Origin of the sequence: Pusillimonas sp. ANT_WB101, assembly GCF_008369125.1 — a bacterium.
In the GTDB taxonomy this organism is placed as follows: Bacteria; Pseudomonadota; Gammaproteobacteria; order Burkholderiales; family Burkholderiaceae_B; genus Allopusillimonas.
On record NZ_VOAY01000002.1, the window covers coordinates 22,054 to 34,423 of the forward strand.

Genomic DNA, 12,370 nt, shown 5'->3' on the forward strand with positions numbered 1-12,370 from the left:
CACAGGCCGGCATTCGTCGGCTTTCGTGAACATCCTGGAGTCTCATTCATGACACGCTGCAAGTCGTTTGCTGCGGGCATAATCCTGTCCGCCGCATTTGTAAATTCTGCCCATGCGAGCGGCATCCCCACCGTCGATGCTGCAACGATCGCCCAGTTACAGGAGCAACTGCTGACCGCCCGCGATCAACTGAAAAATCTGACCGATCAGCTAGCTACGGCCAAAAGTCAGCTGGCCGCTTTCACCCAGTCCAGCGGCTACGGCAACGTCGTCGGCAACGCCAATATTCGGAACCAACTGCGCGCAGCCCTGCCATCCAATGCTCAGAGCCTACTGGATCGCTCGGGAGGGTCGAACCTGGATGGCGATGTAGGCCGCATCACGGACGAGGTGATGGCTCCCGTGAATTTCCAGGAGGATCGCCAGAACCTGTCCAAACGCTCTCTGAATATTGAGGCTACATCCAAAGCCATGAGCGAACGGGCCTACGACTCCATGACTCGACGCCTAGCCAACGTCGATGCGTTACAGGACAAGATCAATCAGACAACGAACCCCAAGGAAATCTCTGAACTACAGGCTCGCATTCTGATAGAGCAAGCGAACATTCAAGCGGAGCAGACCCGGATTCAGCTAGCGTCCCAACAACTTGAAGCCGAGCGCAATCTATTGCAGGCACGGGCGCAACAGGTGTATCGGGGTTGGTTTGGCAATACCACTAATACCAGTGATGCGACCAAACCTGCAAAGTGAGGCGGCATCATGTCTAACCTAACTCCTGCTGTCACCCCGCCATCAGCACCCAGCGACATCGCCCAATGGGTCATGACCCAAACAGAAAATGTCCTGAATGACGCCGTGAATGGACCCATGCAGACTCTATTCGAGGCCTTGATGCCAGTCATCGTGGTTGGCCTCACACTTCAATTTGTCGTGTATGCGTTTGCCCTTATGCACGGACAGAGCAATATGACGGTGACTGAGTTCTTTCGAAAAGCAATTCTCGTGGCCATCATCTCAATGATTTTCGGGGTGGGTGGTCTGTACCAGAATGACATCGCCAAAGCTATGATTGCGCTGCCAGATGATGTAACTGAGCTAGCAATAGGTACTGGCAACGTAGCTCAGGAAGTCGACAAACTGCAAAGCGAAACCAGCGAGACGTCCAACACCATGCTAGGTGCTGGCGGAGGTGACTCCATGCTTGGCTTTCTTCCCTCAACCCAGGAAGTCCTCGTCAGCATCTTGGCCACGCTGGTACGCATCAATGCTGCCGTCTTGGGCAGCATCATTATGGTGATCATCGTGGTCTGCAAAGTGGGGATGGCACTCATAGTCGCTGCCGGACCAATATTTATAGCAGCGACTCTGTTTGAACCCACTAAACCGTTATTCAACAGTTGGATTTCACAGGCCCTTAACTTCGTGTTTCTGGCGCTGCTAGCGGGGCTCATCTTTGGGTTGCTGCTACAGATAAACATTCAGCTTATTCGCATGATCGCAGGCCAAATCAACGCAGGCGATCAGGACATTATGTCTCTCTTCGGAGCCCAAACACTGGTAGGCATCGCCAGCCTCGTGATCATGGTAATGATTCCAGGCCTGGCTGCCGGTCTATCCAACGGTTTCGGTGCTCAACTGGGCGTCGGGACTGCAGCCAAGGGGGCTTTCTCCGTCCTGCGCCTGCGCAGCATGCTACGCCTTCGCGCTAAGTAAGTAGACCTCGCTACCGGCCATTTCAGGCTGGTCAATCTCTTGATACTTCCCATCTACCTGCCAGTCGAGCCGGTTAGGAATCCTTTACCCATGAAAAACATCATCGCCACCCTGGCTCTGGCCGGGCTGATCTCTGGCTGCGCCTTTCATGCGCCCCAGCCGCCACAACCCGCCGATACGCCCCGCGTGCCAGTGAACGCCACGCCGCCGCATTTCAAAGGAGTCTGATTCATGTCTGACCCACTCAAGTCCGAAGACATTGCCGCCTACCTGGAGCAATCGCGCGGCCTGGAGCGCGATCATCTGGGTGAGCTCGTGCGCAGCCGGAAACGCGCCTGGCAGGTAGCCATTGCATCCGGCCTCATTGCTTTGGCTTCCGTTGCCGCCGTGGCCGGTCTCACGCCACTCAAACAGCCGCCCGAAATGTATGTGGTCCGAGTGGATAACGCCACTGGCACCATCGAGCATGTCAGCAGCCTTGGCCAGCCCATGGAAGATTATGGTCAGCGTATCGCCAAGTATTTCCTGAATACCTATGTGCTGAACTGCGAAGGCTATAGCTGGCAAACCATCCAGGAGCAATTCAACACCTGCGCCCTGCTTTCCTCCGCGCCTGCTCAGATCCAGTACGGCAAACGATTCGAAGGCCCAGACGCTGTCACGACGCGCCTTGGTGCCCAAAGCTCTGTGGACGTGCAAATTCATTCCATCACCCTGGGGGCCAACCAGGCCGCCATTGTCCGTTTCACCAAGACGGAGCGGGAAGTCAGCACCGGCAATATCACCAAGGTCCGGCATCTGATCGCCACCATGGCCTACCAATACACCGACGTCCCGCTTACTGAAGAAGTCGCCCGCCTAAACCCGCTGGGCTTTCAGATCATGCGCTATGACTTGGCTGCCGACCTATCTCGCTGATACCGACAAAGCTCAGAAGGAATCCTTATGTTTGAACATTTCCTCAGTCGGCAGGCGCTGGCTTTGTTTGTCTGCCTGGCCGTTCCTACCAGCGTTTTGGCGCTGGAAACACCTCGCAACTCACGGCTCGATCATCGAGTGCGCTATGTGAACTACAACACGGCCAACGTCATCCAGCTCAATGCCGTCATCGGCGTGGCCACTCACATTGTGTTGGAACCCGGCGAGCACTACGTCTATCACGTCTTTGGCGACAGCCAGGCCTATGCGTTTACGCACAAGGACAATCACCTGTTTTTCAAGCCTACAGCAGAAGATGCCAACACCAACCTGATCGTGGTCACCAACCGTCGCGACTACAGCTTTAGGCTCTCGTATAGCAGTAGCCACAGCTCACCAGCCCTTTACAAGCTTGTGATCCGCTACCCAGAGGCTGAGGCCAGGCAACAAATCAAAGCCACACAGAAGGCGGCCATTGAACGATCCTTACAGGTCACTGGTGCAGCGCTGAACTGGCAGGCCTACATCCGCAGCGGCGATGCAGACATCGCACCGGTACATGCCTGGGATGATGGCCGTCAGACCTGGCTGCAGTTCGCCCCGCAGGCCGACATTCCCACTGTGTATCGCGTCACACCAGATGGCCAGGAAATTATTACGAATTACCACATGGCAGATGAACGCACCATGGTGCTGCATCGCACTTCTGCGCTATGGCATTTACGCCTGGGCAAGCAAGTGCTGGCCATATACAACGAAGCCTACGGCGCGACAGCCGTACCAGCACATACCGGAACTACATCGCCATCCGTGAAACGCCGCATCAAAGGTGCCGCTGCCGAACAACCCGCCGCTGTGGCACCCGTACCCACCATACGGATACGCGAAGTCACGCAATGAAGGAACACCCCATGACGGAAAAGGAACAAGGCTCGGCTCCAGCAGCCGCCGGGCATCAAGATGATGATTTAGCCCACGATCACCCATCAAACCAACCGCATAGTGGCCTGGAACGGGAGACGGTCGATTTGGACACAACCGGGCACAGTACGCCTCGGGGTGCTCGTGCCTTCCTCTGGCTCACGATATTAATCGCACTGGCTGTGGCAATCGGCGTGCTCGTAAAGACCTGGAGCCGTGGGCCCCGGGAAAAGGCGGATACCGGGTTGGAGGTCGATCAAAGCGGCATCACCAATCGCCTTAAAGCCCCAAAGGTCGAACGCCCCGCGCCACTGCCACCCACACATCAACCGGTAACTGAACCCGAGGCTGCGCGAAGCTATTACGTTCCGCCACCGATGCCAAGTGCACCTGCTCCCGTCAATGAAATCGCCCAGCGACGACTGGCTAGTCCACTGCAAGCAGGCGGCACCGACCAGAGCGGCGCGACGACAGATCAAGCTAACGGCAAGCAAGGCCCGTATAGCGATGCTGGCCCCTTAGCTGACAAATTGCGGCCGCTAGAGCTTTCCCCGTCAGTTGCAGGCCAACTAGGCGACCGCAACTTTCTGCTGACACAAGGAACCATGATTGACTGCACCCTACAGACCAAGCTCGTCAGCACCCAGGCCGGTCTTCTGACATGCCTGGCCACGCACGACGTCATGAGTGCCAACGGCAAGGTCAAACTGATTGATGCTGGCACCAAATTCACGGGCTACCAGCCTGGAGGCATACAGCAGGGCCAAGCCCGCGCCTTCGTGACCTGGAATCGACTGGAAACCCCTACCGGTGTCATCGTGAATCTAAGCTCGCCCGGAACTGGCCCCCTAGGCGAGGCAGGGCTAGACGGCCATATCGACAACCACTTCTGGGACCGCTTTGGCAACGCCATCCTGCTTTCCCTGATCGGTGACTTGGGCAACTGGGCATCCAATCAGGGGGAATCGGGCAGCAACAACATCCGTTTTGATAACACGAGCCAAGGCGGCCAGGAAGCAGTGTCCAAGATTCTGGAAAAATCACTGGATATTCCTCCCACTCTTTACAAAAACCAGGGCGAGCGCATTGGCATCATGGTCGCTCGCGATCTGGATTTCAGCAAAGTCTATGAGCTCGAACCCATCCACTGAACCAGTCCCGTTTGATCGGGCTATCGCTGTTCGTACATTTCTGCGCCCACTGGCTGTCCACCTGCAAGACCCTACAGTGACTGAAATTGCCATCGTGCGCCCTGGGGAGCTCTACACCCGCACACGCGGGGCCTGGCAGTTACACGAATGCACCCAGCTTTCCTATCCGCACCTGGAAGCCCTGGCCACGGCCCTGGCAGCGTACAACCACATGGCACGCAGCCCCATTCAGTCGGTCGTCCTGCCCGACGGTGAACGCGGCCAGATCGTTCAGCCTCCGGCCTGCATCGACGGCACCCTGGCCATCAATATCCGAAAGCACGCCCAAGTAGCGCTTTCCCTGGAGGAGCTGCAAGCGCAAGGTGCTTTTGCGGCTACCTACGACACCGCCGCCGACGGTCCAACAGGCGGCCTCTCGAAGACCGACCAGACACTCTTGGACCTGAAGGCTGCTGGCGACATTCCCCAATTCCTTCATGCCGCAGTACAGGCACGCAAGAACCTGGTTATTTCTGGGGCTACGGGATCTGGCAAAACCACCTTTGCTCGATCCCTCATAGACCGTGTTTCCATTGATGAACGCCTGGTCACGATTGAAGATGTTCATGAACTCATGCTGCCTAGGCATAGAAACCGTGTTCACCTGATGTATGGCGGAACGCGGGGTCGCGTCTCGGCAACGGCGAGCCTGGCAGCCTGCATGCGCTTGTCGCCAGACAGGATATTCCTGGCCGAGCTGCGCGGCCCTGAAACCTGGGATTACCTGGCGGCATTGAACACCGGCCACCCAGGGTCGGTCACCACCACCCATGCCAATGGGGCCACTGATACGTTTCATCGCTTGGCAGTACTTATCAAGCAATCGCCTACCGGCGGCAACCTTGATCTGCCGACGATTCAAGCGTTTTTGCGCCAGACCGTAGATATCGTGCTGTATTTCGAACGGTTTCAGCTGAAAGAGCTTTGGTTTGAGCCCAGCCGGCAAGTCAGCCGCTGACCCGCCGATAACGACACCCTAACGGGTATTTGTCCCAATCCCTCTGGCCTGACATCACTTTGTCCGGTCACCCTACCCCTGAACCCGTGTGAGGCACTGCACACGCTCCAGGCAGGCCTTGTATGGGCTCGTCTGGAGTTTTTTACCTATGACCTCCTCCACTCGTCTGCCCTTTCACCGGGACAACAGTCTGCTGCGTCTGTCGGCTGCCATGCAGCGCGCCCAGCAAAAGGCCAACCAAGCCTTGGCTGCCGCCGCAGAAAAACAGGCAGTCACCCCTGCCCCGTTCATACTGCCTGGCATCAATGAAACGGCCCGAGCCATTCCCAACTACATCGCCCGAAGCGCCATCTTTGCGCCGGTTCGCCGGGGATGGCGCACCCTACACGACGAGACCGTGTTTCTGGAGGGCAGCAACATCCTGCTTAAAGGATCCGGCAAGCAGTTAAGTGAGGATCATGCCGACATCTGGATGCATGCCATGTACTTGCAGACCACGGCCCTGTTGGGCGAAGCGCCAACCATCAACCGGGCGGATTTCCTACGCGGCATGGGCAGACCCACAGGTGGCAGCGCCTATGAATGGCTGCATGAAGGCATGAAAGACCTGGCCCGCTTCTCCCTGTGCATTGAAGCCCGCAGAAAGGATGGCTCGGTCAAATACAGCTATGGCAACCACCCATCGACCCGAGTCCTCGCGATGCTCGGCGGCTTCGACTATGACGAGCCCTCTGGCAGCTACACGATCTACGCTGACCCTCGCTGGGCACAGATCTTTAGCAACCGGGAGTATGCCCTGGTGGACTGGACCAAACGCCTGCAGATGCGACATGACCTGTCCAAAAGCCTGCAGCGCCTGATTGGTACCTCTTCCGACATCCAGCAAAAATACAGCCTGAACATCCTGAAGCAACGCGCTCAATACACCGGTCGCATGCGTGATTTTCGGACAAGTCTGGAACGCAGCTTGACGGAACTGGAAGCCCTAAAAGTGATCGCAGAACCACGCATAGAAACCGCAATCAAGGGCCACGAACAAGCGGTTTGGACACGACTGGATCGGTAAATTTCCCATCGTCATAACATCGCGCAGGAGTCCTTAAAAGCCGATTTTCAGGCTGTGGATAAGTGCTGATTGCCGTCGTCATAGCATCGCGCCTGCATCGTCATAAGATCGCGGCTTATCGTCATAACATCGCGCTTTCTCGTCATAGCATCGCGCATAATTTCTGGAAACCCGCATGAACAGGCGCTTTTCAGCCATCAAAACGCCTTCTACCTTATTTCTACCTTATTACTACCAGCAAGGCCTGTGGATAAGCCCAACCCGCGCTCCACCTGATCGCAACACCTTGCCTGCATAACCCAGGCCGTTTTGATTTGCCACGCTGAGCAGCCGCATAGCGGCTGCATCGGTCTGCAATTGACCACATCCGCCCTTTCGGACACACCTCCCTCTCATCCCCCCATCACTGCCCTTCAAGCTGCTGGGCAAAGGAGTCCTCATGCACTCGACCATCGACACCCGGATATTGCACATCGTGCAACAAGCCGCCCACTACGGCATTGGCACCATGAGCCTGGGCGAAGCACTCACTGCCGCCCTGGTGCTGGATCGCAGCGACTGGCTGCGCGAGCGCGGCTACAGCATCGCCCAAGCCTTGGATCGCATCGGCCCGCACTGGGCTGCACGCCTGGCTGAAGTCGCCCGGCAATTTCACACTGAACTGACTCACGCCCGACTTCGGTTTTCCTTCGAGATCGTCCCTCACCACTACGACTCCGGTGGCTACACCCTGCGCCTGCTGAGTGACGGTCACGAAGTCGGCGGCGGACGTTTCTCCGCACGTGGCAAGTCGGTCCAATTCGCAGACGAACAGTCTGCCTACGACGAAGCGCTGGCGACAGGTTGCTCCTGGCTGGCGGACAAGCAGACCCAGGTCTTTCCTGAGCTGTCGCACTAAGCGGCACTGTCTTTAACCCAACTCCTGGAAACCTATGTACTCACCCCAACCCGTGTCTCGTTATCGGGCCGTACTTTCTGCCCTCGACCCACGCATCAGCCTTTCAGCCCAACTACGCGCACTGTTTCCAATGATCGAAGCCGAGTTTGCTGCAGGTGTGCCACACGCCGCCGTACTGGAGGATCTGGCCGCTGCAGGTCTGACCGTGCAACGCAGCACCTTCGCTATCACGCTGTACCGCTGGCGTAAAGCCCAGCGAACAGCAGCTGCCAGCCTTCCGTCTTCCACGATGAAACCATCACCCCCTCCTGCTGCACTTGATGCCATCCAAGGCCGACCGCGCAACATCCAGACGCCAGGCGATCTACGCAAGATTCGCGACATGCAGATAGACCTGGAGGCCCTGCGACGCGAAGGCTTAGCCAGCCGTACCCAATCTACTGAAAACAACCCCATGAAAAGGAATAAACCATGAAAGTCGCCGTTCTGAATTACACCGGCTCCGTTGGCAAGACCGTAGCCGCCTCTCACCTTCTGGCACCACGCATGAACGGTGCCCAGATTTTTGCCGTGGAGTCCACCAATGAAACAAGTGCCGATCTGGGCTTGAATGTCGATCAGCTGCGCGGCGAACATTTTGGCCGACTGTTCCGAGAACTGCTTACCCGCGAAGATGCGATTGTCGATGTGGGTGCCAGCAACATCGAAGACTTTTTGACGCACATGATGCGCTACGAAGGCGCACACGAAGAAATGAGCTACTTCGTGCTACCAGTCATCAATACTGGCAAGGCACAGCGCGAAACCATCAAGACCGTGGCTGCCCTGGCTGAACTGGGTGTTGATCCAGAGCGGGTACGAATCCTTTTCAATCGTGTCGACGCCAGCGTGCAAGATGAGTTCCCCTCCATCCTGGCCTATGCCGCCAAAACAGGCGAAGTGCAGGCCAGTCCTGGCGCTGCCATCTACGAAAACGAAGTCTTTGAATTGCTGGCCGACCAACGCACGACAATTGCCGATGTACTGGCTGACCAGACCGACTACCGCGCACTGCTTCGCGCTGCCGACCTGGAAGACCATGTCCGTATTTCACATCTAAGCAACCGGCACGCCCTACGTGCCCTGGCCAAGCCGGTAGACAGGCAAATGAACGCGGCATTCACCGCCCTGTTCTCCTGAGTCGGGCCATCATGGAAGCACACCCGAATCCCAGTGGCGCTCGTACCAAGCTGGATTTGCTGTATCACGAGGTACTGGGTGAAGTCGCTGGCCTCGTAGGTAGACTGGAAAATGCCACCCAAAGCCTGGATGCTGTGCAAAAACACATGCAGACCATGGGCGAGGTGCAGCAAGTCTTGCCTGAGCAACTTAGCCGCCACCTGACCGCCACGATAGAAGCGGCAGCTAAACCCATCAACCAACACGCCCAACACGCCATTCAGGCCATGCTCAATGACACCAGCAATCGCCTGGATCAACTCGCCGGTGAAGCCGCACAATACGCCAGCATCGCGCACCAGTCCGCACGACGTATGGCATTGTTCGCACTGCTAGTGGGCGGTGCAGCAGGCATTCTGGGGGGCTTGCTGGCAGGCCTGGCCTTAGGCCAGATTCTGACCTCCTGAGGACCGATACGCATGTCCACCCTGATCTCTCCCATCACTCGGCGGCGCATTGCCGCATTCTCTTTGGCCCTCTTCCCTGCTGGCGCTTGGATGGCTGCTGCGACCTGGGGCAGCCACATGCACTGGCGAGACTGGAACGCCAGGACTTTCCAGCATTTCGTGATGCTGACGCCGCAATATCCATTGCTCTATTACGCTCTTGGCAGCGGCCTGGTGCTGGCGCTGGTGCTGATTCTGTTTGTTGGGCGCACGGCCAGAACTGAAGGGTTTGAAGGCGCTGCCTACAAACGCTTTGTACGTGGCACTCGCACTACGTCTGCAAAAGGCCTGACACGCCAGTGCGAAGAGCGTGGCAAACAACAAATCGATGTTGGCGGCATCCCCATGCCAACCGCCAACGAGAATCTGCATTTGCTCATCAGCGGTGCTACAGGGTCCGGTAAATCGGTGCTGTTGCGAAACATGGCCGCCTCTGTACTGAACCGTTCACAACGCAGTATGAAAACCAGCGTGCTAGGCCAGCCTGCACATCGCAATGACCGCACAATCGTCATCGACCCCAACGGCGATCTGCTCAGCAAGTTTTGGCAACCGGGCGACGTGATCCTAAACCCCTATGACGCCCGCAGCCAGGGCTGGGCGTTCTTCAACGAAGTCCGTGCAGACTATGACTGGAAGCGACTGGCCCATTCTATGGTTCCCATGAGCCAGGACAAGAACGCTGAAGAATGGAACGACTTCGGCCGCCTGCTGCTGCGCGAGACTGCCAAGAAACTCCACCAGTTGCAGGGGGACGCGGCTAGTGTCATGGACCTCTTCCGCCTCTGCACCATTGAAGACCCCAAGGTTTTGAAGCAATTCCTGGAAGGCACCCTGGCCGAATCCTTGTTTGTTGGTTCCAGCGAAGCCAGCAAAGCGCTATCTTCCGCCCGCTTTGTGTTGTCTAACAAGCTGTCAGAACACACCGGCATGAAGCCCGGGCGGTTCTCCATCCGAGATTGGCTAGCCAAGCCCGACGGAGGGAACCTGTACATCAACTGGCGCGAAGACATGATGAGTTCCATGAAACCACTGGTGTCGTCGTGGGCTGACGTGTTCATCACGTCAATTCTATCCATGCCTGAAGGCACCCACCGACGCTGGTGGCTGTTCATTGATGAGCTAGCCAGCCTGGAAGCCCTGCCGTCACTGGAAGCAGGCCTGACCAAGGGCCGGAAAAACGGCCTGCGCGTCGTGGCGGGATTGCAAAGCACATCCCAGCTGGAACACATTTATGGGCGCACCATGGCCACGACCATCCGGGCGAGCTTTCGCAACCTCGCTGTGCTGGGCGGCTCTCGCACCGACCCGCAGACAGCGAAAGACATGAGCGAGAGTCTGGGCAAACATGAGGTTGAACGGCCCAAGTACAGCGTCAGCCGGAGTGTGGACCATCGCAACACCTCGGACAATATGGATCGCACGACGGAAGACGTGGTGACAGCGGCGCAGATACAGGCACTGCCAGCGCTGGGCGGGTATGTTGCCTTGGCGGGGGATTTCCCAATTGCTAGGGTGAGCTTGCCGTTCAGGCAGTTTGCTTTGGCTGCGACGGCGTTTCAGGAAAGCGCTTAATACTGCTGAAGCCACGATGACACCATCTGACGGATAGAATATCCAGAAGGCCCGTTGACTAGCGCCCTTAAATCACATCACTAAAGCGCATTGATAGCTTTGATTAGCTCTCTACCCAAAACTTGGGTGTTGTGCGGATTGCCCTGCTTGTTCGCCGTGGAAACGTTAAGCTCGCCTGCCAGGCGTCGAAGTTCTGGCAAGACACGTTCTATGGGGAGGCCATCACGCTCTAGCTTGATAGGGCCCGTGCTAAGCCGCGTGATTAAATAGTCTTTGTAGGAAGCCTCTGTAGTGCCTGTGATCGCGGGTTCGAAGTCGATTTGTCGCCCATTGGGGTTCAAGCTAGTGATGGCTTCAATTGCCTCTATGGTACGGTCGCCCCACATTTTAGTAAGGGCGAAGGTCTTTTCATTAAGATGAAAAAGGTCTTTATCGTCCGTATAGCATCGGTCTATTTGGTATTTCGGGAGTAGCTTAATAAAACTTGACTTATCAAGCGTGCCATCAGCTTGAGCGAACATCGAGCTACTTTTCCACGGTACGACGGTGGCCATCTGTTCAGGTGTGACGCCACGGCTAATCATTTCAGCGGTGATTTCATACATCAACCGGCGTTTAGGCAAGTTGGTAAATATTTGGTCACCTATTGTTAAGTCGTAGCGTGTCATGTCCCGATTGTTTGACCTAGCAACCACGCGTTCATTCGTCTTCTCGCGCAGGGCTACTTGGTAACTGGTGGCCTCCGGTAACGGGATAATCTGTTGGATGTCTACGAGCACGCGTCCATCTACATCATGGGGTCGTAGCTGTACGCATCGAATATCTAGGCCTTGCTCGTTAAGCCAGAGTACCGTGGTGGTGACTTCAGAGTTGAACTCTGAAGCTGCTAGGACAATTCTTACTTTTTCAGAAAACGCTACGGGTCCGTCCTCGACGCCTAGGAACTCGCGGATGGACTGCTCGGCATCACCTTCTGAGCCGATAGACTCTAAGTACTTGGCATGGGCCTGGACAGCTTGATCAAAGCGCATGGTGGAAATCATGGCTGCATAGCGCAGCGCCTGGAGCTCCATGTGTGTGGCACTTTCTCGTTTAAGCTCGACCACCACCAAGTTGGCGTTTTCGTCCAAGCACAGCAGGTCAATGCGCCGGTTGGCACCTACCCAATCGCCGAACTCTTCAGCCAGAACCATAGTTTTAACTTCTGGGTCTGGCGTAATGGCATCGATGGAGACTCGTATTGCGCGCTGTAGATTCTGGCGTTCGGTCAGGCCAAAATCGGTGAAGGTACGGCCATTTACCGGGGATAGGCTCTCACCCGTCATTTCATAAAGAGGCATGATTTAACCTTATTTTTCTGCGTATTGGATGTCATCAGCATGAATGTCTCATTCGGGGACACCCATAATAAAGCGTTCATTGATGTATAACATTTTTGACTAATTCGGGATCCTAGCGTTTCTT

Annotated in this window: 15 protein-coding genes; 14 read left to right on the forward strand and 1 reads right to left on the reverse strand. The window is 56.4% G+C overall.

Annotated features, from left to right (window positions below):
- Positions 1–48: 48 nt before the first annotated feature.
- The 14 genes from FQ179_RS09115 (at position 49) to FQ179_RS09175 (ending at position 10,906) form a co-directional block, all read left to right on the forward strand.
- Entirely contained in the window at positions 49–753 is a 705-nt protein-coding gene (locus FQ179_RS09115) for a type IV secretion system protein (RefSeq protein WP_149397014.1), read from the forward strand.
- A gap of 9 nt (positions 754–762) precedes the next feature.
- Complete coding sequence (locus FQ179_RS09120; protein WP_149397015.1) at positions 763–1,716, forward strand: type IV secretion system protein; 954 nt, start codon at positions 763–765, stop codon at positions 1,714–1,716.
- Positions 1,717–1,806: 90 nt separating this feature from the next.
- Positions 1,807–1,944, forward strand: coding sequence for a conjugal transfer protein (locus tag FQ179_RS09125; RefSeq protein ID WP_149397016.1), 138 nt, complete (start codon positions 1,807–1,809; stop codon positions 1,942–1,944).
- A gap of 3 nt (positions 1,945–1,947) precedes the next feature.
- On the forward strand, positions 1,948–2,634 hold the full coding sequence (locus FQ179_RS09130; RefSeq protein WP_149397017.1) for a virB8 family protein: 687 nt from the start codon (positions 1,948–1,950) through the stop codon (positions 2,632–2,634).
- 27 nt (positions 2,635–2,661) lie between these two features.
- Positions 2,662–3,534 (forward strand): TrbG/VirB9 family P-type conjugative transfer protein, encoded by an 873-nt coding sequence (locus FQ179_RS09135; RefSeq protein WP_149397018.1) that lies wholly within the window; start codon positions 2,662–2,664, stop codon positions 3,532–3,534.
- Positions 3,535–3,545: 11 nt separating this feature from the next.
- Positions 3,546–4,706, forward strand: coding sequence for a type IV secretion system protein VirB10 (gene virB10 / locus FQ179_RS09140; RefSeq protein WP_149397019.1), 1,161 nt, complete (start codon positions 3,546–3,548; stop codon positions 4,704–4,706).
- Positions 4,684–5,703, forward strand: a complete 1,020-nt coding sequence (gene virB11, locus FQ179_RS09145) for a P-type DNA transfer ATPase VirB11 (RefSeq protein WP_149397020.1) — start codon at positions 4,684–4,686, stop codon at positions 5,701–5,703. The genes virB10 and virB11 overlap by 23 nt, the downstream gene beginning before the upstream one ends.
- A gap of 148 nt (positions 5,704–5,851) precedes the next feature.
- A complete protein-coding gene (locus tag FQ179_RS09150) occupies positions 5,852–6,769 on the forward strand; it encodes a TrfA (protein WP_149397021.1) in 918 nt (305 codons plus the stop codon).
- A 175-nt stretch (positions 6,770–6,944) separates the two neighbouring features.
- A complete protein-coding gene (locus FQ179_RS22670) occupies positions 6,945–7,067 on the forward strand; it encodes a hypothetical protein (RefSeq protein WP_255474923.1) in 123 nt (40 codons plus the stop codon).
- A gap of 141 nt (positions 7,068–7,208) precedes the next feature.
- Positions 7,209–7,667 (forward strand): hypothetical protein, encoded by a 459-nt coding sequence (locus tag FQ179_RS09155; RefSeq protein WP_149397022.1) that lies wholly within the window; start codon positions 7,209–7,211, stop codon positions 7,665–7,667.
- Positions 7,668–7,701: 34 nt separating this feature from the next.
- On the forward strand, positions 7,702–8,142 hold the full coding sequence (locus FQ179_RS09160; protein WP_149397023.1) for a hypothetical protein: 441 nt from the start codon (positions 7,702–7,704) through the stop codon (positions 8,140–8,142).
- A complete protein-coding gene (stbB, locus tag FQ179_RS09165) occupies positions 8,139–8,846 on the forward strand; it encodes a StbB family protein (RefSeq protein ID WP_149397024.1) in 708 nt (235 codons plus the stop codon). The genes FQ179_RS09160 and stbB overlap by 4 nt, the downstream gene beginning before the upstream one ends.
- 11 nt (positions 8,847–8,857) lie before the next feature.
- Positions 8,858–9,292, forward strand: coding sequence for a hypothetical protein (locus FQ179_RS09170; RefSeq protein WP_149397025.1), 435 nt, complete (start codon positions 8,858–8,860; stop codon positions 9,290–9,292).
- A gap of 12 nt (positions 9,293–9,304) precedes the next feature.
- Complete coding sequence (locus FQ179_RS09175) at positions 9,305–10,906, forward strand: type IV secretion system DNA-binding domain-containing protein (protein ID WP_255474924.1); 1,602 nt, start codon at positions 9,305–9,307, stop codon at positions 10,904–10,906.
- 80 nt (positions 10,907–10,986) lie between these two features.
- Here the strand turns inward: FQ179_RS09175 and FQ179_RS09180 are convergent, their stop codons facing one another.
- Positions 10,987–12,246: a hypothetical protein gene (locus FQ179_RS09180; RefSeq protein WP_149397026.1), complete on the reverse strand. Its 1,260-nt coding sequence runs from the start codon at positions 12,244–12,246 to the stop codon at positions 10,987–10,989.
- Positions 12,247–12,370: the final 124 nt, after the last annotated feature.

What these genes read in the sequence shown, in the direction of transcription:
- FQ179_RS09155 (WP_149397022.1), top strand. Translation starts at nt 7,209, where the DNA reads ATGCACTCGACCATCGACACCCGGATATTGCACATCGTGCAACAAGCC.
- stbB (WP_149397024.1), top strand. Translation starts at nt 8,139, where the DNA reads ATGAAAGTCGCCGTTCTGAATTACACCGGCTCCGTTGGCAAGACCGTA.
- FQ179_RS09125 (WP_149397016.1), top strand. Translation starts at nt 1,807, where the DNA reads ATGAAAAACATCATCGCCACCCTGGCTCTGGCCGGGCTGATCTCTGGC.
- FQ179_RS09160 (WP_149397023.1), top strand. Translation starts at nt 7,702, where the DNA reads ATGTACTCACCCCAACCCGTGTCTCGTTATCGGGCCGTACTTTCTGCC.
- FQ179_RS09120 (WP_149397015.1), top strand. Translation starts at nt 763, where the DNA reads ATGTCTAACCTAACTCCTGCTGTCACCCCGCCATCAGCACCCAGCGAC.
- FQ179_RS09170 (WP_149397025.1), top strand. Translation starts at nt 8,858, where the DNA reads ATGGAAGCACACCCGAATCCCAGTGGCGCTCGTACCAAGCTGGATTTG.
- FQ179_RS09115 (WP_149397014.1), top strand. Translation starts at nt 49, where the DNA reads ATGACACGCTGCAAGTCGTTTGCTGCGGGCATAATCCTGTCCGCCGCA.
- FQ179_RS22670 (WP_255474923.1), top strand. Translation starts at nt 6,945, where the DNA reads ATGAACAGGCGCTTTTCAGCCATCAAAACGCCTTCTACCTTATTTCTA.
- virB10 (WP_149397019.1), top strand. Translation starts at nt 3,546, where the DNA reads ATGACGGAAAAGGAACAAGGCTCGGCTCCAGCAGCCGCCGGGCATCAA.
- FQ179_RS09150 (WP_149397021.1), top strand. Translation starts at nt 5,852, where the DNA reads ATGACCTCCTCCACTCGTCTGCCCTTTCACCGGGACAACAGTCTGCTG.
- FQ179_RS09180 (WP_149397026.1), bottom strand. Translation starts at nt 12,246, where the DNA reads ATGCCTCTTTATGAAATGACGGGTGAGAGCCTATCCCCGGTAAATGGC.
- FQ179_RS09175 (WP_255474924.1), top strand. Translation starts at nt 9,305, where the DNA reads ATGTCCACCCTGATCTCTCCCATCACTCGGCGGCGCATTGCCGCATTC.
- FQ179_RS09135 (WP_149397018.1), top strand. Translation starts at nt 2,662, where the DNA reads ATGTTTGAACATTTCCTCAGTCGGCAGGCGCTGGCTTTGTTTGTCTGC.
- FQ179_RS09130 (WP_149397017.1), top strand. Translation starts at nt 1,948, where the DNA reads ATGTCTGACCCACTCAAGTCCGAAGACATTGCCGCCTACCTGGAGCAA.
- virB11 (WP_149397020.1), top strand. Translation starts at nt 4,684, where the DNA reads ATGAGCTCGAACCCATCCACTGAACCAGTCCCGTTTGATCGGGCTATC.